The following is a 20,053-nucleotide window of genomic DNA, read 5'->3' on the forward strand; positions in this document are numbered from 1 at the left end:
CCAACATCCACATCCTGAAGATTCAGATCAGTTCTGAACGCCAGGAAGCGTGTTTGAAGGGTGGATTTGACGGGGTGGGGTTTGGTGGGTAAGTTAGAAAAGTTGCTCCGGAGCGATGATGCGGCCTTGAGGGTTGTGTTTGGTGCCGGGTGCTTCTGTTGTTTGAGAACTCAATAGTGTGCCATGTTTGTTGATACCGATTGTTTTTTGATTGGTTGATTTACTGGTCATTCACCTCCGTGGGTGGCTGGTTTTTTGGCTGGTTTCGAATTTTGTGCAGCATGGATCCTTCTTTTTCCGGGGGGTTTGTGTTGTGTCTGTATTTTTTTACGGAGAGTTTGATCCTGGCTCAGGATGAACGCTGGCGGCGTGCTTAACACATGCAAGTCGAACGATGATCTCCAGCTTGCTGGGGGGATTAGTGGCGAACGGGTGAGTAACACGTGAGTAACCTGCCCTTGACTCTGGGATAAGCCTGGGAAACTGGGTCTAATACTGGATACGACCTTCCATCGCATGGTGGTTGGTGGAAAGCTTTTGTGGTTTTGGATGGACTCGCGGCCTATCAGCTTGTTGGTGGGGTAATGGCCTACCAAGGCGACGACGGGTAGCCGGCCTGAGAGGGTGGACGGCCACACTGGGACTGAGACACGGCCCAGACTCCTACGGGAGGCAGCAGTGGGGAATATTGCACAATGGGCGCAAGCCTGATGCAGCGACGCCGCGTGAGGGATGAAGGCCTTCGGGTTGTAAACCTCTTTCAGTAGGGAAGAAGCGAAAGTGACGGTACCTGCAGAAGAAGCGCCGGCTAACTACGTGCCAGCAGCCGCGGTAATACGTAGGGCGCAAGCGTTATCCGGAATTATTGGGCGTAAAGAGCTCGTAGGCGGTTTGTCGCGTCTGCCGTGAAAGTCCGGGGCTTAACCCCGGATCTGCGGTGGGTACGGGCAGACTTGAGTGATGTAGGGGAGACTGGAATTCCTGGTGTAGCGGTGAAATGCGCAGATATCAGGAGGAACACCGATGGCGAAGGCAGGTCTCTGGGCATTAACTGACGCTGAGGAGCGAAAGCATGGGGAGCGAACAGGATTAGATACCCTGGTAGTCCATGCCGTAAACGTTGGGCACTAGGTGTGGGGGACATTCCACGTTTTCCGCGCCGTAGCTAACGCATTAAGTGCCCCGCCTGGGGAGTACGGCCGCAAGGCTAAAACTCAAAGGAATTGACGGGGGCCCGCACAAGCGGCGGAGCATGCGGATTAATTCGATGCAACGCGAAGAACCTTACCAAGGCTTGACATGAACCGGAACGGCGCAGAGATGTGTCGGCCACTTGTGGCCGGTTTACAGGTGGTGCATGGTTGTCGTCAGCTCGTGTCGTGAGATGTTGGGTTAAGTCCCGCAACGAGCGCAACCCTCGTTCCATGTTGCCAGCGGGTTATGCCGGGGACTCATGGGAGACTGCCGGGGTCAACTCGGAGGAAGGTGGGGACGACGTCAAATCATCATGCCCCTTATGTCTTGGGCTTCACGCATGCTACAATGGCCGGTACAAAGGGTTGCGATGCTGTGAGGTGGAGCTAATCCCAAAAAGCCGGTCTCAGTTCGGATTGAGGTCTGCAACTCGACCTCATGAAGTCGGAGTCGCTAGTAATCGCAGATCAGCAACGCTGCGGTGAATACGTTCCCGGGCCTTGTACACACCGCCCGTCAAGTCACGAAAGTTGGTAACACCCGAAGCCGGTGGCCTAACCCCTTGTGGGAGGGAGCCGTCGAAGGTGGGACCGGCGATTGGGACTAAGTCGTAACAAGGTAGCCGTACCGGAAGGTGCGGCTGGATCACCTCCTTTCTAAGGAGCGCCTACAATGTCCTGCGGTCCACGTTGTGTGGGGTGTGGGGGTTGTCAGGAGTAGGCCCATTGCGCAGGCGTTTGTTCTGCGGTGGGTGCTCATGGGTGGAATATCAACGGATTTGGTGGCTGCTGGTGCTGGCCGTGTTTGAGTACGGATCTGTGTTCCTTTCTTTCCTTTGTGGGGGGTTGGGGTGTGGGTTGTGGAAAGGGTGTGGTTGGTGGTGGTGGTTATCTTTTGGCACACTGTTGGGTCCTGAGGCAACAGGAGCTTGGCCCCCTTTGTGGGGTTGGGTTTGTGGTGTTTCTGGTTTTCCTGGGCATGACCTTTCTGCTGTTCCCTGTGTGGGGTGGTGGGGGTGTGTTACTGGGGTTGTTGTTTGAGAACTGCATAGTGGACGCGAGCATCTTAAATTTTGTGTATCGCGCATGACCGTTGCCGGCTTTTGGGTTGGTCGCTGGTTCCTGTGTTCCCTTTGGGGGTGTGGGGGTTGGTGTTGGTTGTGTGTGTGATCGTCAAGTTTTTAAGGGCACACGGTGGATGCCTTGGCATCAGGAGCCGAAGAAGGACGTGGGAATCTGCGATAAGCCTGGGGGAGTTGATAACCGAACTTTGATCCCAGGATGTCCGAATGGGGAAACCCCGCCCAGCGCGCGAGTGACTGGGTGACCCGTACCTGAACACATAGGGTGCGTGGAGGGAACGTGGGGAAGTGAAACATCTCAGTACCCACAGGAAGAGAAAACAATAGTGATTCCGTTAGTAGTGGCGAGCGAACGCGGATGAGGCTAAACCAGTGGTGTGTGATAGCCGGCGGGCGTTGCATCACTGGGGTTGCGGGACTTTCCGTATCAGCTCTGCCGGGCTGGTGAAGTGAGTGCAGGCGTATAGGTGAACGGGTTTGAAGGCCCGACCGGAGTGGGTGAGAGTCCCGTAGCTGTAATGCGTGCTGCCGCTTGGAGAGTATCCCAAGTAGTACGGGGCCCGAGAAATCCCGTGCGAATCTGCCAGGACCACCTGGTAAGCCTAAATACTCCCTGATGACCGATAGCGGACCAGTACCGTGAGGGAAAGGTGAAAAGTACCCCGGGAGGGGAGTGAAATAGTACCTGAAACCGTGTGCCTACAATCCGTCAGAGCGGGCTTGTTCCCGTGATGGCGTGCCTTTTGAAGAATGAGCCTGCGAGTTAGTGTTACGTCGCGAGGTTAACCCGTGTGGGGTAGCCGTAGCGAAAGCGAGTCTGAATAGGGCGAGTGAGTGGCGTGATCTAGACCCGAAGCGAAGTGATCTACCCATGGCCAGGTTGAAGCGACGGTAAGACGTCGTGGAGGACCGAACCCACTTCAGTTGAAAATGGAGGGGATGAGCTGTGGGTAGGGGTGAAAGGCCAATCAAACTTCGTGATAGCTGGTTCTCCCCGAAATGCATTTAGGTGCAGCGTTGCGTGTTTCTTGCCGGAGGTAGAGCTACTGGATGGCCGATGGGCCCTACAAGGTTACTGACGTCAGCCAAACTCCGAATGCCGGTAAGTGAGAGCGCAGCAGTGAGACTGTGGGGGATAAGCTTCATAGTCGAGAGGGAAACAGCCCAGACCACCAACTAAGGCCCCTAAGCGTGTGCTAAGTGGGAAAGGATGTGGAGTTGCTCAGACAACCAGGAGGTTGGCTTAGAAGCAGCCATCCTTGAAAGAGTGCGTAATAGCTCACTGGTCAAGTGATTCCGCGCCGACAATGTAGCGGGGCTCAAGTACACCGCCGAAGTTGTGGATTTCAGATAGTGCCAAGCCTTCGTGGTTCAGGCGTCTGGAGTGGTAGGGGAGCGTCGTGTGGGCAGTGAAGTCGCGGTGTAAACCAGCGGTGGAGCCTACACGAGTGAGAATGCAGGCATGAGTAGCGAAAGACGGGTGAGAAACCCGTCCGCCGAATGATCAAGGGTTCCAGGGTCAAGCTAATCTGCCCTGGGTAAGTCGGGACCTAAGGCGAGGCCGACAGGCGTAGTCGATGGACAACGGGTTGATATTCCCGTACCGGTGAAGAACCGCCCATACTGAACAAGGGATACTAACCACCCAAACCATCTTCCAGTGCCCTTCGGGGTCCGTGTTGATGGGGCGCGTGGGACCTGATCTTGGGAGGTAAGCGTATTAACAGGTGTGACGCAGGAAGGTAGTCGGGCCGGGCGATGGTTGTCCCGGTCTAAGGATGTAGGAGGGACCATAGGCAAATCCGTGGTCCTGGTTTTGATACCGTCTCTGAGACCCGATGGGCCCCACCCTTGGTGGGGATCCGATGATCCTATGCTGCCTAGAAAAGCATCGGCGTGAGGTTCCAACCGCCCGTACCCCAAACCGACACAGGTGATCAGGTAGAGAATACTAAGGCGATCGAGAGAATTATGGTTAAGGAACTCGGCAAAATGCCCCCGTAACTTCGGGAGAAGGGGGGCCCCAACCGTGATGGTGACTTGCTCACCGGAGGCGGATCGGGGCCGCAGAGACCAGGGGGAAGCGACTGTTTACTAAAAACACAGGTCCGTGCGAAGTCGCAAGACGATGTATACGGACTGACTCCTGCCCGGTGCTGGAAGGTTAAGAGGACCGGTTAGCCCCTTGTGGGCGAAGCTGGGAATTTAAGCCCCAGTAAACGGCGGTGGTAACTATAACCATCCTAAGGTAGCGAAATTCCTTGTCGGGTAAGTTCCGACCTGCACGAATGGAGTAACGACTTCCCCGCTGTCTCAACCATAAACTCGGCGAAATTGCACTACGAGTAAAGATGCTCGTTACGCGCAGCAGGACGGAAAGACCCCGAGACCTTCACTATAGTTTGGTATTGGTGTTCGGTGTGGCTTGTGTAGGATAGGTGGGAGACTGTGAAGCTTGGACGCCAGTTCAGGTGGAGTCATCGTTGAAATACCACTCTGGTCACTCTGGATATCTAACTTCGGCCCGTAATCCGGGTCAGGGACAGTGCCTGATGGGTAGTTTAACTGGGGCGGTTGCCTCCCAAAAAGTAACGGAGGCGCCCAAAGGTTCCCTCAGCCTGGTTGGCAATCAGGTGGCGAGTGTAAGTGCACAAGGGAGCTTGACTGTGAGAGAGACATCTCAAGCAGGGACGAAAGTCGGGACTAGTGATCCGGCGGCACATTGTGGAATGGCCGTCGCTCAACGGATAAAAGGTACCTCGGGGATAACAGGCTGATCTTGCCCAAGAGTCCATATCGACGGCATGGTTTGGCACCTCGATGTCGGCTCGTCGCATCCTGGGGCTGGAGTAGGTCCCAAGGGTTGGGCTGTTCGCCCATTAAAGCGGTACGCGAGCTGGGTTTAGAACGTCGTGAGACAGTTCGGTCCCTATCCGCTGCGCGCGTAGGAAATTTGAGAAGGGCTGTCCTTAGTACGAGAGGACCGGGACGGACGAACCTCTGGTGTGTCAGTTGTACTGCCAAGTGCACCGCTGATTAGCTACGTTCGGATGGGATAACCGCTGAAAGCATCTAAGCGGGAAGCCTGCTTCAAGATGAGATTTCCATACACCATTTGGTGTGAGAGGCCCCCAGCCAGACCACTGGGTTGATAGGCCGGATGTGGAAGCGAGGACTAACGACTCGTGAAGCTGACCGGTACTAATACGCCGATAACTTGACACCACACAAAACACACAATGCTACGCGTCCACTATGCGGTTCCCAACCAACAACCCCGCAACCCCCCCCAACAACAGGGCGGGGGGTGCGCTCCTTGGGAACACCGATAACTACATACACAAGTTGTAACAACAGACTTCCCACCCCACACAACAAGGGGGTGCGGACAACGAGTTACGGCGGTCATAGCGTGGGGGAAACGCCCGGTCCCATTCCGAACCCGGAAGCTAAGACCCACAGCGCCGATGGTACTGCACCCGAGAGAGTGTGGGAGAGTAGGACACCGCCGGACAACACTTAGGCAAGGGCCTCACCAGTGATGGTGAGGCCCTTCCTGCTTTAACCACAACCCACCAACCACAACCCACCAACCACGACCCACCAACCACAACCCACCAACCACGACCCACCAACCACGGAGTGCACCCGACGGTGTGGTCGGATGTGCTGGGTGTGCCTGGTGGGTGTGGGATGTGCTGTTTGTGGGGTGTTGTCCGTTGCGGGTCGGGGCTTGTCCGGGTTATCTGCTGCCGGCGGTGTTCATGATGGGTGTTTGTGGCTTTCCTGTCCGGGGAGGTTGCTCGAGGCTTGCCGGCCGGGTCTTATTCAGCGCAGGCGGTGCCCTGGACTGATGGGTATGGGCGCTGGGTCCGGATGGGGGGCAGCTCCTGCCTGAGCGCCTGGGAAGGGTGCGGCCAGGGAACGCTGGGGCAGCGAACGGTGGTGCTGGGAAGGGAACGGTGCTGGCAACGGTGGGGTTGGGAACGGTGTTGGGAGGGGCACTGTGCTGGGAACGGAGCGGTGATTTCGGGCACGGTGCTGCGCTGCGTCCTACATGAGCTGTCCGGCTGGTGTTGCATGGCCTGTGTTGCATGGCCTGTGTTGAATGGCCTGTGCTGAGGAGCGCCGGCGGGCTGCCGCCCCGGGCTGTCGCCTGGTGGCCGTCCGGGATGGTGAGTGCGACCATTGCCCCGCCGGTGGTGCGACTTTCAGCACAGTTCTTCCACGGGATGGCTGCGTCATGTCCGCTTTGCTGGAAAGGTCAACACCGTGGGGCGTTCGGGGAGGGGTGTTCCAGAGGTGCCGGGGAAGGTCGCTCGTGCTGGCCCTGAGGCGTGTTTATGGTCGACGTCACAATCCGAAACGGTCCTGCTGAATGCACCGGGGCGGTGTCCGACGGCCTCGGATCCGCGGAATGGTGCAGGATTCCGGGTCAGTTGCGGTCGATTTGCCCGGCATGGGTCAGGACGTGTAATGTCTTCTGAGTCGCCGCGGTCGGGTTGGTAAAACCAGCCGGTAAGAGCGACAGACTCCCTATCAAAAACCAGGATTCTTCCGTCATGGAACATGCCCTGTGAGCGGTGGGAGACCCCCAGGCAGCATGCCGACAGACAGCCCGGAAGGGTGGATTTGACGGGGTGGGGTTTGGTGGGTAAGTTAGAAAAGTTGCTCCGGAGCGATGATGCGGCCTTGAGGGTTGTGTTTGGTGCCGGGTGCTTCTGTTGTTTGAGAACTCAATAGTGTGCCATGTTTGTTGATACCGATTGTTTTTTGATTGGTTGATTTACTGGTCATTCACCTCCGTGGGTGGCTGGTTTTTTGGCTGGTTTCGAATTTTGTGCAGCATGGATCCTTCTTTTTCCGGGGGGTTTGTGTTGTGTCTGTATTTTTTTACGGAGAGTTTGATCCTGGCTCAGGATGAACGCTGGCGGCGTGCTTAACACATGCAAGTCGAACGATGATCTCCAGCTTGCTGGGGGGATTAGTGGCGAACGGGTGAGTAACACGTGAGTAACCTGCCCTTGACTCTGGGATAAGCCTGGGAAACTGGGTCTAATACTGGATACGACCTTCCATCGCATGGTGGTTGGTGGAAAGCTTTTGTGGTTTTGGATGGACTCGCGGCCTATCAGCTTGTTGGTGGGGTAATGGCCTACCAAGGCGACGACGGGTAGCCGGCCTGAGAGGGTGGACGGCCACACTGGGACTGAGACACGGCCCAGACTCCTACGGGAGGCAGCAGTGGGGAATATTGCACAATGGGCGCAAGCCTGATGCAGCGACGCCGCGTGAGGGATGAAGGCCTTCGGGTTGTAAACCTCTTTCAGTAGGGAAGAAGCGAAAGTGACGGTACCTGCAGAAGAAGCGCCGGCTAACTACGTGCCAGCAGCCGCGGTAATACGTAGGGCGCAAGCGTTATCCGGAATTATTGGGCGTGAAGAGCTCGTAGGCGGTTTGTCGCGTCTGCCGTGAAAGTCCGGGGCTTAACCCCGGATCTGCGGTGGGTACGGGCAGACTTGAGTGATGTAGGGGAGACTGGAATTCCTGGTGTAGCGGTGAAATGCGCAGATATCAGGAGGAACACCGATGGCGAAGGCAGGTCTCTGGGCATTAACTGACGCTGAGGAGCGAAAGCATGGGGAGCGAACAGGATTAGATACCCTGGTAGTCCATGCCGTAAACGTTGGGCACTAGGTGTGGGGGACATTCCACGTTTTCCGCGCCGTAGCTAACGCATTAAGTGCCCCGCCTGGGGAGTACGGCCGCAAGGCTAAAACTCAAAGGAATTGACGGGGGCCCGCACAAGCGGCGGAGCATGCGGATTAATTCGATGCAACGCGAAGAACCTTACCAAGGCTTGACATGAACCGGAACGGCGCAGAGATGTGTCGGCCACTTGTGGCCGGTTTACAGGTGGTGCATGGTTGTCGTCAGCTCGTGTCGTGAGATGTTGGGTTAAGTCCCGCAACGAGCGCAACCCTCGTTCCATGTTGCCAGCGGGTTATGCCGGGGACTCATGGGAGACTGCCGGGGTCAACTCGGAGGAAGGTGGGGACGACGTCAAATCATCATGCCCCTTATGTCTTGGGCTTCACGCATGCTACAATGGCCGGTACAAAGGGTTGCGATGCTGTGAGGTGGAGCTAATCCCAAAAAGCCGGTCTCAGTTCGGATTGAGGTCTGCAACTCGACCTCATGAAGTCGGAGTCGCTAGTAATCGCAGATCAGCAACGCTGCGGTGAATACGTTCCCGGGCCTTGTACACACCGCCCGTCAAGTCACGAAAGTTGGTAACACCCGAAGCCGGTGGCCTAACCCCTTGTGGGAGGGAGCCGTCGAAGGTGGGACCGGCGATTGGGACTAAGTCGTAACAAGGTAGCCGTACCGGAAGGTGCGGCTGGATCACCTCCTTTCTAAGGAGCGCCTACAATGTCCTGCGGTCCACGTTGTGTGGGGTGTGGGGGTTGTCAGGAGTAGGCCCATTGCGCAGGCGTTTGTTCTGCGGTGGGTGCTCATGGGTGGAATATCAACGGATTTGGTGGCTGCTGGTGCTGGCCGTGTTTGAGTACGGATCTGCGTTCCTTTCTTTCCTTTGTGGGGGGGTTGGGGTGTGGGTTGTGGAAAGGGTGTGGTTGGTGGTGGTGGTTATCTTTTGGCACACTGTTGGGTCCTGAGGCAACAGGAGCTTGGCCCCCTTTGTGGGGTTGGGTTTGTGGTGTTTCTGGTTTTCCTGGGCATGACCTTTCTGCTGTTCCCTGTGTGGGGTGGTGGGGGTGTGTTACTGGGGTTGTTGTTTGAGAACTGCATAGTGGACGCGAGCATCTTAAATTTTGTGTATCGCGCATGACCGTTGCCGGCTTTTGGGTTGGTCGCTGGTTCCTGTGTTCCCTTTTGGGGGGTGTGGGGGTTGGTGTTGGTTGTGTGTGTGATCGTCAAGTTTTTAAGGGCACACGGTGGATGCCTTGGCATCAGGAGCCGAAGAAGGACGTGGGAATCTGCGATAAGCCTGGGGGAGTTGATAACCGAACTTTGATCCCAGGATGTCCGAATGGGGAAACCCCGCCCAGCGCGCGAGTGACTGGGTGACCCGTACCTGAACACATAGGGTGCGTGGAGGGAACGTGGGGAAGTGAAACATCTCAGTACCCACAGGAAGAGAAAACAATAGTGATTCCGTTAGTAGTGGCGAGCGAACGCGGATGAGGCTAAACCAGTGGTGTGTGATAGCCGGCGGGCGTTGCATCACTGGGGTTGCGGGACTTTCCGTATCAGCTCTGCCGGGCTGGTGAAGTGAGTGCAGGCGTATAGGTGAACGGGTTTGAAGGCCCGACCGGAGTGGGTGAGAGTCCCGTAGCTGTAATGCGTGCTGCCGCTTGGAGAGTATCCCAAGTAGTACGGGGCCCGAGAAATCCCGTGCGAATCTGCCAGGACCACCTGGTAAGCCTAAATACTCCCTGATGACCGATAGCGGACCAGTACCGTGAGGGAAAGGTGAAAAGTACCCCGGGAGGGGAGTGAAATAGTACCTGAAACCGTGTGCCTACAATCCGTCAGAGCGGGCTTGTTCCCGTGATGGCGTGCCTTTTGAAGAATGAGCCTGCGAGTTAGTGTTACGTCGCGAGGTTAACCCGTGTGGGGTAGCCGTAGCGAAAGCGAGTCTGAATAGGGCGAGTGAGTGGCGTGATCTAGACCCGAAGCGAAGTGATCTACCCATGGCCAGGTTGAAGCGACGGTAAGACGTCGTGGAGGACCGAACCCACTTCAGTTGAAAATGGAGGGGATGAGCTGTGGGTAGGGGTGAAAGGCCAATCAAACTTCGTGATAGCTGGTTCTCCCCGAAATGCATTTAGGTGCAGCGTTGCGTGTTTCTTGCCGGAGGTAGAGCTACTGGATGGCCGATGGGCCCTACAAGGTTACTGACGTCAGCCAAACTCCGAATGCCGGTAAGTGAGAGCGCAGCAGTGAGACTGTGGGGGATAAGCTTCATAGTCGAGAGGGAAACAGCCCAGACCACCAACTAAGGCCCCTAAGCGTGTGCTAAGTGGGAAAGGATGTGGAGTTGCTCAGACAACCAGGAGGTTGGCTTAGAAGCAGCCATCCTTGAAAGAGTGCGTAATAGCTCACTGGTCAAGTGATTCCGCGCCGACAATGTAGCGGGGCTCAAGTACACCGCCGAAGTTGTGGATTTCAGATAGTGCCAAGCCTTCGTGGTTCAGGCGTCTGGAGTGGTAGGGGAGCGTCGTGTGGGCAGTGAAGTCGCGGTGTAAACCAGCGGTGGAGCCTACACGAGTGAGAATGCAGGCATGAGTAGCGAAAGACGGGTGAGAAACCCGTCCGCCGAATGATCAAGGGTTCCAGGGTCAAGCTAATCTGCCCTGGGTAAGTCGGGACCTAAGGCGAGGCCGACAGGCGTAGTCGATGGACAACGGGTTGATATTCCCGTACCGGTGAAGAACCGCCCATACTGAACAAGGGATACTAACCACCCAAACCATCTTCCAGTGCCCTTCGGGGTCCGTGTTGATGGGGCGCGTGGGACCTGATCTTGGGAGGTAAGCGTATTAACAGGTGTGACGCAGGAAGGTAGTCGGGCCGGGCGATGGTTGTCCCGGTCTAAGGATGTAGGAGGGACCATAGGCAAATCCGTGGTCCTGGTTTTGATACCGTCTCTGAGACCCGATGGGCCCCACCCTTGGTGGGGATCCGATGATCCTATGCTGCCTAGAAAAGCATCGGCGTGAGGTTCCAACCGCCCGTACCCCAAACCGACACAGGTGATCAGGTAGAGAATACTAAGGCGATCGAGAGAATTATGGTTAAGGAACTCGGCAAAATGCCCCCGTAACTTCGGGAGAAGGGGGGCCCCAACCGTGATGGTGACTTGCTCACCGGAGGCGGATCGGGGCCGCAGAGACCAGGGGGAAGCGACTGTTTACTAAAAACACAGGTCCGTGCGAAGTCGCAAGACGATGTATACGGACTGACTCCTGCCCGGTGCTGGAAGGTTAAGAGGACCGGTTAGCCCCTTGTGGGCGAAGCTGGGAATTTAAGCCCCAGTAAACGGCGGTGGTAACTATAACCATCCTAAGGTAGCGAAATTCCTTGTCGGGTAAGTTCCGACCTGCACGAATGGAGTAACGACTTCCCCGCTGTCTCAACCATAAACTCGGCGAAATTGCACTACGAGTAAAGATGCTCGTTACGCGCAGCAGGACGGAAAGACCCCGAGACCTTCACTATAGTTTGGTATTGGTGTTCGGTGTGGCTTGTGTAGGATAGGTGGGAGACTGTGAAGCTTGGACGCCAGTTCAGGTGGAGTCATCGTTGAAATACCACTCTGGTCACTCTGGATATCTAACTTCGGCCCGTAATCCGGGTCAGGGACAGTGCCTGATGGGTAGTTTAACTGGGGCGGTTGCCTCCCAAAAAGTAACGGAGGCGCCCAAAGGTTCCCTCAGCCTGGTTGGCAATCAGGTGGCGAGTGTAAGTGCACAAGGGAGCTTGACTGTGAGAGAGACATCTCAAGCAGGGACGAAAGTCGGGACTAGTGATCCGGCGGCACATTGTGGAATGGCCGTCGCTCAACGGATAAAAGGTACCTCGGGGATAACAGGCTGATCTTGCCCAAGAGTCCATATCGACGGCATGGTTTGGCACCTCGATGTCGGCTCGTCGCATCCTGGGGCTGGAGTAGGTCCCAAGGGTTGGGCTGTTCGCCCATTAAAGCGGTACGCGAGCTGGGTTTAGAACGTCGTGAGACAGTTCGGTCCCTATCCGCTGCGCGCGTAGGAAATTTGAGAAGGGCTGTCCTTAGTACGAGAGGACCGGGACGGACGAACCTCTGGTGTGTCAGTTGTACTGCCAAGTGCACCGCTGATTAGCTACGTTCGGATGGGATAACCGCTGAAAGCATCTAAGCGGGAAGCCTGCTTCAAGATGAGATTTCCATACACCATTTGGTGTGAGAGGCCCCCAGCCAGACCACTGGGTTGATAGGCCGGATGTGGAAGCGAGGACTAACGACTCGTGAAGCTGACCGGTACTAATACGCCGATAACTTGACACCACACAAAACACACAATGCTACGCGTCCACTATGCGGTTCCCAACCAACAACCCCGCAACCCCCCCCAACAACAGGGCGGGGGGTGCGCTCCTTGGGAACACCGATAACTACATACACAAGTTGTAACAACAGACTTCCCACCCCACACAACAAGGGGGTGCGGACAACGAGTTACGGCGGTCATAGCGTGGGGGAAACGCCCGGTCCCATTCCGAACCCGGAAGCTAAGACCCACAGCGCCGATGGTACTGCACCCGAGAGAGTGTGGGAGAGTAGGACACCGCCGGACAACACTTAGGCAAGGGCCTCACCAGTGATGGTGAGGCCCTTCCTGCTTTAACCACAACCCACCAACCACAACCCACCAACCACGACCCACCAACCACAACCCACCAACCACGACCCACCAACCACGGAGTGCACCCGACGGTGTGGTCGGATGTGCTGGGTGTGCCTGGTGGGTGTGGGATGTGCTGTTTGTGGGGTGTTGTCCGTTGCGGGTCGGGGCTTGTCCGGGTTATCTGCTGCCGGCGGTGTTCATGATGGGTGTTTGTGGCTTTCCTGTCCGGGGAGGTTGCTCGAGGCTTGCCGGCCGGGTCTTATTCAGCGCAGGCGGTGCCCTGGACTGATGGGTATGGGCGCTGGGTCCGGATGGGGGGCAGCTCCTGCCTGAGCGCCTGGGAAGGGTGCGGCCAGGGAACGCTGGGGCAGCGAACGGTGGTGCTGGGAAGGGAACGGTGCTGGCAACGGTGGGGTTGGGAACGGTGTTGGGAGGGGCACTGTGCTGGGAACGGAGCGGTGATTTCGGGCACGGTGCTGCGCTGCGTCCTACATGAGCTGTCCGGCTGGTGTTGCATGGCCTGTGTTGCATGGCCTGTGTTGAATGGCCTGTGCTGAGGAGCGCCGGCGGGCTGCCGCCCCGGGCTGTCGCCTGGTGGCCGTCCGGGATGGTGAGTGCGACCATTGCCCCGCCGGTGGTGCGACTTTCAGCACAGTTCTTCCACGGGATGGCTGCGTCATGTCCGCTTTGCTGGAAAGGTCAACACCGTGGGGCGTTCGGGGAGGGGTGTTCCAGAGGTGCCGGGGAAGGTCGCTCGTGCTGGCCCTGAGGCGTGTTTATGGTCGACGTCACAATCCGAAACGGTCCTGCTGAATGCACCGGGGCGGTGTCCGACGGCCTCGGATCCGCGGAATGGTGCAGGATTCCGGGTCAGTTGCGGTCGATTTGCCCGGCATGGGTCAGGACGTGTAATGTCTTCTGAGTCGCCGCGGTCGGGTTGGTAAAACCAGCCGGTAAGAGCGACAGACTCCCTATCAAAAACCAGGATTCTTCCGTCATGGAACATGCCCTGTGAGCGGTGGGAGACCCCCAGGCAGCATGCCGACAGACAGCCCGGAAGGGTGGATTTGACGGGGTGGGGTTTGGTGGGTAAGTTAGAAAAGTTGCTCCGGAGCGATGATGCGGCCTTGAGGGTTGTGTTTGGTGCCGGGTGCTTCTGTTGTTTGAGAACTCAATAGTGTGCCATGTTTGTTGATACCGATTGTTTTTTGATTGGTTGATTTACTGGTCATTCACCTCCGTGGGTGGCTGGTTTTTTGGCTGGTTTCGAATTTTGTGCAGCATGGATCCTTCTTTTTCCGGGGGGTTTGTGTTGTGTCTGTATTTTTTTACGGAGAGTTTGATCCTGGCTCAGGATGAACGCTGGCGGCGTGCTTAACACATGCAAGTCGAACGATGATCTCCAGCTTGCTGGGGGGATTAGTGGCGAACGGGTGAGTAACACGTGAGTAACCTGCCCTTGACTCTGGGATAAGCCTGGGAAACTGGGTCTAATACTGGATACGACCTTCCATCGCATGGTGGTTGGTGGAAAGCTTTTGTGGTTTTGGATGGACTCGCGGCCTATCAGCTTGTTGGTGGGGTAATGGCCTACCAAGGCGACGACGGGTAGCCGGCCTGAGAGGGTGGACGGCCACACTGGGACTGAGACACGGCCCAGACTCCTACGGGAGGCAGCAGTGGGGAATATTGCACAATGGGCGCAAGCCTGATGCAGCGACGCCGCGTGAGGGATGAAGGCCTTCGGGTTGTAAACCTCTTTCAGTAGGGAAGAAGCGAAAGTGACGGTACCTGCAGAAGAAGCGCCGGCTAACTACGTGCCAGCAGCCGCGGTAATACGTAGGGCGCAAGCGTTATCCGGAATTATTGGGCGTAAAGAGCTCGTAGGCGGTTTGTCGCGTCTGCCGTGAAAGTCCGGGGCTTAACCCCGGATCTGCGGTGGGTACGGGCAGACTTGAGTGATGTAGGGGAGACTGGAATTCCTGGTGTAGCGGTGAAATGCGCAGATATCAGGAGGAACACCGATGGCGAAGGCAGGTCTCTGGGCATTAACTGACGCTGAGGAGCGAAAGCATGGGGAGCGAACAGGATTAGATACCCTGGTAGTCCATGCCGTAAACGTTGGGCACTAGGTGTGGGGGACATTCCACGTTTTCCGCGCCGTAGCTAACGCATTAAGTGCCCCGCCTGGGGAGTACGGCCGCAAGGCTAAAACTCAAAGGAATTGACGGGGGCCCGCACAAGCGGCGGAGCATGCGGATTAATTCGATGCAACGCGAAGAACCTTACCAAGGCTTGACATGAACCGGAACGGCGCAGAGATGTGTCGGCCACTTGTGGCCGGTTTACAGGTGGTGCATGGTTGTCGTCAGCTCGTGTCGTGAGATGTTGGGTTAAGTCCCGCAACGAGCGCAACCCTCGTTCCATGTTGCCAGCGGGTTATGCCGGGGACTCATGGGAGACTGCCGGGGTCAACTCGGAGGAAGGTGGGGACGACGTCAAATCATCATGCCCCTTATGTCTTGGGCTTCACGCATGCTACAATGGCCGGTACAAAGGGTTGCGATGCTGTGAGGTGGAGCTAATCCCAAAAAGCCGGTCTCAGTTCGGATTGAGGTCTGCAACTCGACCTCATGAAGTCGGAGTCGCTAGTAATCGCAGATCAGCAACGCTGCGGTGAATACGTTCCCGGGCCTTGTACACACCGCCCGTCAAGTCACGAAAGTTGGTAACACCCGAAGCCGGTGGCCTAACCCCTTGTGGGAGGGAGCCGTCGAAGGTGGGACCGGCGATTGGGACTAAGTCGTAACAAGGTAGCCGTACCGGAAGGTGCGGCTGGATCACCTCCTTTCTAAGGAGCGCCTACAATGTCCTGCGGTCCACGTTGTGTGGGGTGTGGGGGTTGTCAGGAGTAGGCCCATTGCGCAGGCGTTTGTTCTGCGGTGGGTGCTCATGGGTGGAATATCAACGGATTTGGTGGCTGCTGGTGCTGGCCGTGTTTGAGTACGGATCTGCGTTCCTTTCTTTCCTTTGTGGGGGGGTTGGGGTGTGGGTTGTGGAAAGGGTGTGGTTGGTGGTGGTGGTTATCTTTTGGCACACTGTTGGGTCCTGAGGCAACAGGAGCTTGGCCCCCTTTGTGGGGTTGGGTTTGTGGTGTTTCTGGTTTTCCTGGGCATGACCTTTCTGCTGTTCCCTGTGTGGGGTGGTGGGGGTGTGTTACTGGGGTTGTTGTTTGAGAACTGCATAGTGGACGCGAGCATCTTAAATTTTGTGTATCGCGCATGACCGTTGCCGGCTTTTGGGTTGGTCGCTGGTTCCTGTGTTCCCTTTTGGGGGGTGTGGGGGTTGGTGTTGGTTGTGTGTGTGATCGTCAAGTTTTTAAGGGCACACGGTGGATGCCTTGGCATCAGGAGCCGAAGAAGGACGTGGGAATCTGCGATAAGCCTGGGGGAGTTGATAACCGAACTTTGATCCCAGGATGTCCGAATGGGGAAACCCCGCCCAGCGCGCGAGTGACTGGGTGACCCGTACCTGAACACATAGGGTGCGTGGAGGGAACGTGGGGAAGTGAAACATCTCAGTACCCACAGGAAGAGAAAACAATAGTGATTCCGTTAGTAGTGGCGAGCGAACGCGGATGAGGCTAAACCAGTGGTGTGTGATAGCCGGCGGGCGTTGCATCACTGGGGTTGCGGGACTTTCCGTATCAGCTCTGCCGGGCTGGTGAAGTGAGTGCAGGCGTATAGGTGAACGGGTTTGAAGGCCCGACCGGAGTGGGTGAGAGTCCCGTAGCTGTAATGCGTGCTGCCGCTTGGAGAGTATCCCAAGTAGTACGGGGCCCGAGAAATCCCGTGCGAATCTGCCAGGACCACCTGGTAAGCCTAAATACTCCCTGATGACCGATAGCGGACCAGTACCGTGAGGGAAAGGTGAAAAGTACCCCGGGAGGGGAGTGAAATAGTACCTGAAACCGTGTGCCTACAATCCGTCAGAGCGGGCTTGTTCCCGTGATGGCGTGCCTTTTGAAGAATGAGCCTGCGAGTTAGTGTTACGTCGCGAGGTTAACCCGTGTGGGGTAGCCGTAGCGAAAGCGAGTCTGAATAGGGCGAGTGAGTGGCGTGATCTAGACCCGAAGCGAAGTGATCTACCCATGGCCAGGTTGAAGCGACGGTAAGACGTCGTGGAGGACCGAACCCACTTCAGTTGAAAATGGAGGGGATGAGCTGTGGGTAGGGGTGAAAGGCCAATCAAACTTCGTGATAGCTGGTTCTCCCCGAAATGCATTTAGGTGCAGCGTTGCGTGTTTCTTGCCGGAGGTAGAGCTACTGGATGGCCGATGGGCCCTACAAGGTTACTGACGTCAGCCAAACTCCGAATGCCGGTAAGTGAGAGCGCAGCAGTGAGACTGTGGGGGATAAGCTTCATAGTCGAGAGGGAAACAGCCCAGACCACCAACTAAGGCCCCTAAGCGTGTGCTAAGTGGGAAAGGATGTGGAGTTGCTCAGACAACCAGGAGGTTGGCTTAGAAGCAGCCATCCTTGAAAGAGTGCGTAATAGCTCACTGGTCAAGTGATTCCGCGCCGACAATGTAGCGGGGCTCAAGTACACCGCCGAAGTTGTGGATTTCAGATAGTGCCAAGCCTTCGTGGTTCAGGCGTCTGGAGTGGTAGGGGAGCGTCGTGTGGGCAGTGAAGTCGCGGTGTAAACCAGCGGTGGAGCCTACACGAGTGAGAATGCAGGCATGAGTAGCGAAAGACGGGTGAGAAACCCGTCCGCCGAATGATCAAGGGTTCCAGGGTCAAGCTAATCTGCCCTGGGTAAGTCGGGACCTAAGGCGAGGCCGACAGGCGTAGTCGATGGACAACGGGTTGATATTCCCGTACCGGTGAAGAACCGCCCATACTGAACAAGGGATACTAACCACCCAAACCATCTTCCAGTGCCCTTCGGGGTCCGTGTTGATGGGGCGCGTGGGACCTGATCTTGGGAGGTAAGCGTATTAACAGGTGTGACGCAGGAAGGTAGTCGGGCCGGGCGATGGTTGTCCCGGTCTAAGGATGTAGGAGGGACCATAGGCAAATCCGTGGTCCTGGTTTTGATACCGTCTCTGAGACCCGATGGGCCCCACCCTTGGTGGGGATCCGATGATCCTATGCTGCCTAGAAAAGCATCGGCGTGAGGTTCCAACCGCCCGTACCCCAAACCGACACAGGTGATCAGGTAGAGAATACTAAGGCGATCGAGAGAATTATGGTTAAGGAACTCGGCAAAATGCCCCCGTAACTTCGGGAGAAGGGGGGCCCCAACCGTGATGGTGACTTGCTCACCGGAGGCGGATCGGGGCCGCAGAGACCAGGGGGAAGCGACTGTTTACTAAAAACACAGGTCCGTGCGAAGTCGCAAGACGATGTATACGGACTGACTCCTGCCCGGTGCTGGAAGGTTAAGAGGACCGGTTAGCCCCTTGTGGGCGAAGCTGGGAATTTAAGCCCCAGTAAACGGCGGTGGTAACTATAACCATCCTAAGGTAGCGAAATTCCTTGTCGGGTAAGTTCCGACCTGCACGAATGGAGTAACGACTTCCCCGCTGTCTCAACCATAAACTCGGCGAAATTGCACTACGAGTAAAGATGCTCGTTACGCGCAGCAGGACGGAAAGACCCCGAGACCTTCACTATAGTTTGGTATTGGTGTTCGGTGTGGCTTGTGTAGGATAGGTGGGAGACTGTGAAGCTTGGACGCCAGTTCAGGTGGAGTCATCGTTGAAATACCACTCTGGTCACTCTGGATATCTAACTTCGGCCCGTAATCCGGGTCAGGGACAGTGCCTGATGGGTAGTTTAACTGGGGCGGTTGCCTCCCAAAAAGTAACGGAGGCGCCCAAAGGTTCCCTCAGCCTGGTTGGCAATCAGGTGGCGAGTGTAAGTGCACAAGGGAGCTTGACTGTGAGAGAGACATCTCAAGCAGGGACGAAAGTCGGGACTAGTGATCCGGCGGCACATTGTGGAATGGCCGTCGCTCAACGGATAAAAGGTACCTCGGGGATAACAGGCTGATCTTGCCCAAGAGTCCATATCGACGGCATGGTTTGGCACCTCGATGTCGGCTCGTCGCATCCTGGGGCTGGAGTAGGTCCCAAGGGTTGGGCTGTTCGCCCATTAAAGCGGTACGCGAGCTGGGTTTAGAACGTCGTGAGACAGTTCGGTCCCTATCCGCTGCGCGCGTAGGAAATTTGAGAAGGGCTGTCCTTAGTACGAGAGGACCGGGACGGACGAACCTCTGGTGTGTCAGTTGTACTGCCAAGTGCACCGCTGATTAGCTACGTTCGGATGGGATAACCGCTGAAAGCATCTAAGCGGGAAGCCTGCTTCAAGATGAGATTTCCATACACCATTTGGTGTGAGAGGCCCCCAGCCAGACCACTGGGTTGATAGGCCGGATGTGGAAGCGAGGACTAACGACTCGTGAAGCTGACCGGTACTAATACGCCGATAACTTGACACCACACAAAACACACAATGCTACGCGTCCACTATGCGGTTCCCAACCAACAACCCCGCACCCCCCCCCAACAACAGGGCGGGGGGTGCGCTCCTTGGGAACACCGATAACTACATACACAAGTTGTAACAACAGACTTCCCACCCCACACAACAAGGGGGTGCGGACAACGAGTTACGGCGGTCATAGCGTGGGGGAAACGCCCGGTCCCATTCCGAACCCGGAAGCTAAGACCCACAGCGCCGATGGTACTGCACCCGAGAGAGTGTGGGAGAGTAGGACACCGCCGGACAACACTTAGGCAAGGGCCTCACCAGTGATGGTGAGGCCCTTCCTGCTTTAACCACAACCCACCAACCACACTAAAGTCGCAGTATGGACAGCCTCTTTTCGCACGGCAACAGCAATGCTGAGCCGAATCCCGCCGACTTCAGTGCAGCGCCGGCAGCCCTCGTCGCAGAAGTGACTGTGCCACAGTCCTGTGAGGATTTCTATGCTGGTTTCATGGACGGAATCCACTTATGGTGGCCTGCGGACCAAACCCGGTTCGGAGAGGGAACACATCCGGAGTTCACCGACGGGACGCTGTTCGAGGAAGACCCCTCGGGTCGCTCAGCATTATGGGCGACGCTGATCGAACCCGTGTCGGACAGCGGGCTTGAGTTGGCGTGGCACCATCAAGGCAATCCACACCTCTCGAGCCATGTCTCTATCTCGTTCCTGGAGAACGGCCCGGTTACGCAGGTCAGGGTCGTTCACAATGGCTGGGCCGACGGTGAGCTGGGCCATGAGCAGTCAGATGCTGCGCCCGACTGGGTCGCCGCTTTAGCGCATTACCGGCGTTTCATGGGCGGTGCTGCATGACCCA

4 protein-coding genes and 9 rRNA genes are annotated in these 20,053 nt (G+C 56.6%); 10 read left to right on the forward strand and 3 right to left on the reverse strand.

Annotation, left to right across the window (positions count from 1 at the left end; genetic code table 11):
* Window positions 1-93 precede the first annotated feature (93 nt).
* A complete protein-coding gene (locus tag M1D74_RS02365; protein WP_458116353.1) occupies window positions 94-231 on the reverse strand; it encodes a hypothetical protein in 138 nt (45 codons plus the stop codon).
* Window positions 232-326: 95 nt separating this feature from the next.
* On the opposite strand from M1D74_RS02365, the gene M1D74_RS02370 reads away from it, so the two are divergent.
* From M1D74_RS02370 to rrf (M1D74_RS02380), 3 genes are all read left to right on the forward strand, one after another.
* Window positions 327-1,850 (forward strand): 16S ribosomal RNA (locus M1D74_RS02370).
* A gap of 514 nt (window positions 1,851-2,364) precedes the next feature.
* Window positions 2,365-5,500, forward strand: a 23S ribosomal RNA gene (locus M1D74_RS02375).
* A gap of 172 nt (window positions 5,501-5,672) precedes the next feature.
* Window positions 5,673-5,789, forward strand: a 5S ribosomal RNA gene (gene rrf, locus M1D74_RS02380).
* Between the two features lie 1,145 nt (window positions 5,790-6,934).
* On the opposite strand, the gene M1D74_RS02385 is transcribed toward rrf (M1D74_RS02380), so the two are convergent.
* On the reverse strand, window positions 6,935-7,072 hold the full coding sequence (locus tag M1D74_RS02385; protein ID WP_458116353.1) for a hypothetical protein: 138 nt from the start codon (window positions 7,070-7,072) through the stop codon (window positions 6,935-6,937).
* A 95-nt stretch (window positions 7,073-7,167) separates the two neighbouring features.
* On the opposite strand from M1D74_RS02385, the gene M1D74_RS02390 reads away from it, so the two are divergent.
* The 3 genes from M1D74_RS02390 (at window position 7,168) to rrf (M1D74_RS02400) (ending at window position 12,633) form a co-directional block, all read left to right on the forward strand.
* Window positions 7,168-8,691, forward strand: a 16S ribosomal RNA gene (locus tag M1D74_RS02390).
* 517 nt (window positions 8,692-9,208) lie between these two features.
* A 23S ribosomal RNA gene (locus tag M1D74_RS02395) occupies window positions 9,209-12,344 on the forward strand.
* A 172-nt stretch (window positions 12,345-12,516) separates the two neighbouring features.
* A 5S ribosomal RNA gene (gene rrf / locus M1D74_RS02400) occupies window positions 12,517-12,633 on the forward strand.
* Window positions 12,634-13,778: 1,145 nt separating this feature from the next.
* Here rrf (M1D74_RS02400) and M1D74_RS02405 read toward each other — a convergent pair.
* Complete coding sequence (locus tag M1D74_RS02405; RefSeq protein WP_458116353.1) at window positions 13,779-13,916, reverse strand: hypothetical protein; 138 nt, start codon at window positions 13,914-13,916, stop codon at window positions 13,779-13,781.
* A 95-nt stretch (window positions 13,917-14,011) separates the two neighbouring features.
* Here M1D74_RS02405 and M1D74_RS02410 point away from each other — a divergent pair.
* The 4 genes from M1D74_RS02410 (at window position 14,012) to M1D74_RS02425 (ending at window position 20,049) form a co-directional block, all read left to right on the forward strand.
* A 16S ribosomal RNA gene (locus M1D74_RS02410) occupies window positions 14,012-15,535 on the forward strand.
* A gap of 517 nt (window positions 15,536-16,052) precedes the next feature.
* A 23S ribosomal RNA gene (locus tag M1D74_RS02415) occupies window positions 16,053-19,188 on the forward strand.
* Between the two features lie 172 nt (window positions 19,189-19,360).
* Window positions 19,361-19,477, forward strand: a 5S ribosomal RNA gene (gene rrf / locus M1D74_RS02420).
* Together the 16S, 23S and 5S rRNA genes form the textbook arrangement of a ribosomal RNA operon.
* An 83-nt stretch (window positions 19,478-19,560) precedes the next feature.
* The gene (locus M1D74_RS02425; RefSeq protein WP_458116354.1) at window positions 19,561-20,049 is read left to right on the forward strand and encodes a hypothetical protein; all 489 of its coding nucleotides are present in this window, start codon (window positions 19,561-19,563) and stop codon (window positions 20,047-20,049) included.
* Window positions 20,050-20,053: the final 4 nt, after the last annotated feature.

Source organism: Arthrobacter sp. D2-10 (assembly GCF_054161285.1).

Bases quoted from the DNA above. Each gene is read 5' to 3' on its own strand.
- M1D74_RS02425 (WP_458116354.1), top strand. From the start codon at position 19,561: ATGGACAGCCTCTTTTCGCACGGCAACAGCAATGCTGAGCCGAATCCC.
- M1D74_RS02405 (WP_458116353.1), bottom strand. From the start codon at position 13,916: ATGACCAGTAAATCAACCAATCAAAAAACAATCGGTATCAACAAACAT.
- M1D74_RS02385 (WP_458116353.1), bottom strand. From the start codon at position 7,072: ATGACCAGTAAATCAACCAATCAAAAAACAATCGGTATCAACAAACAT.
- M1D74_RS02365 (WP_458116353.1), bottom strand. From the start codon at position 231: ATGACCAGTAAATCAACCAATCAAAAAACAATCGGTATCAACAAACAT.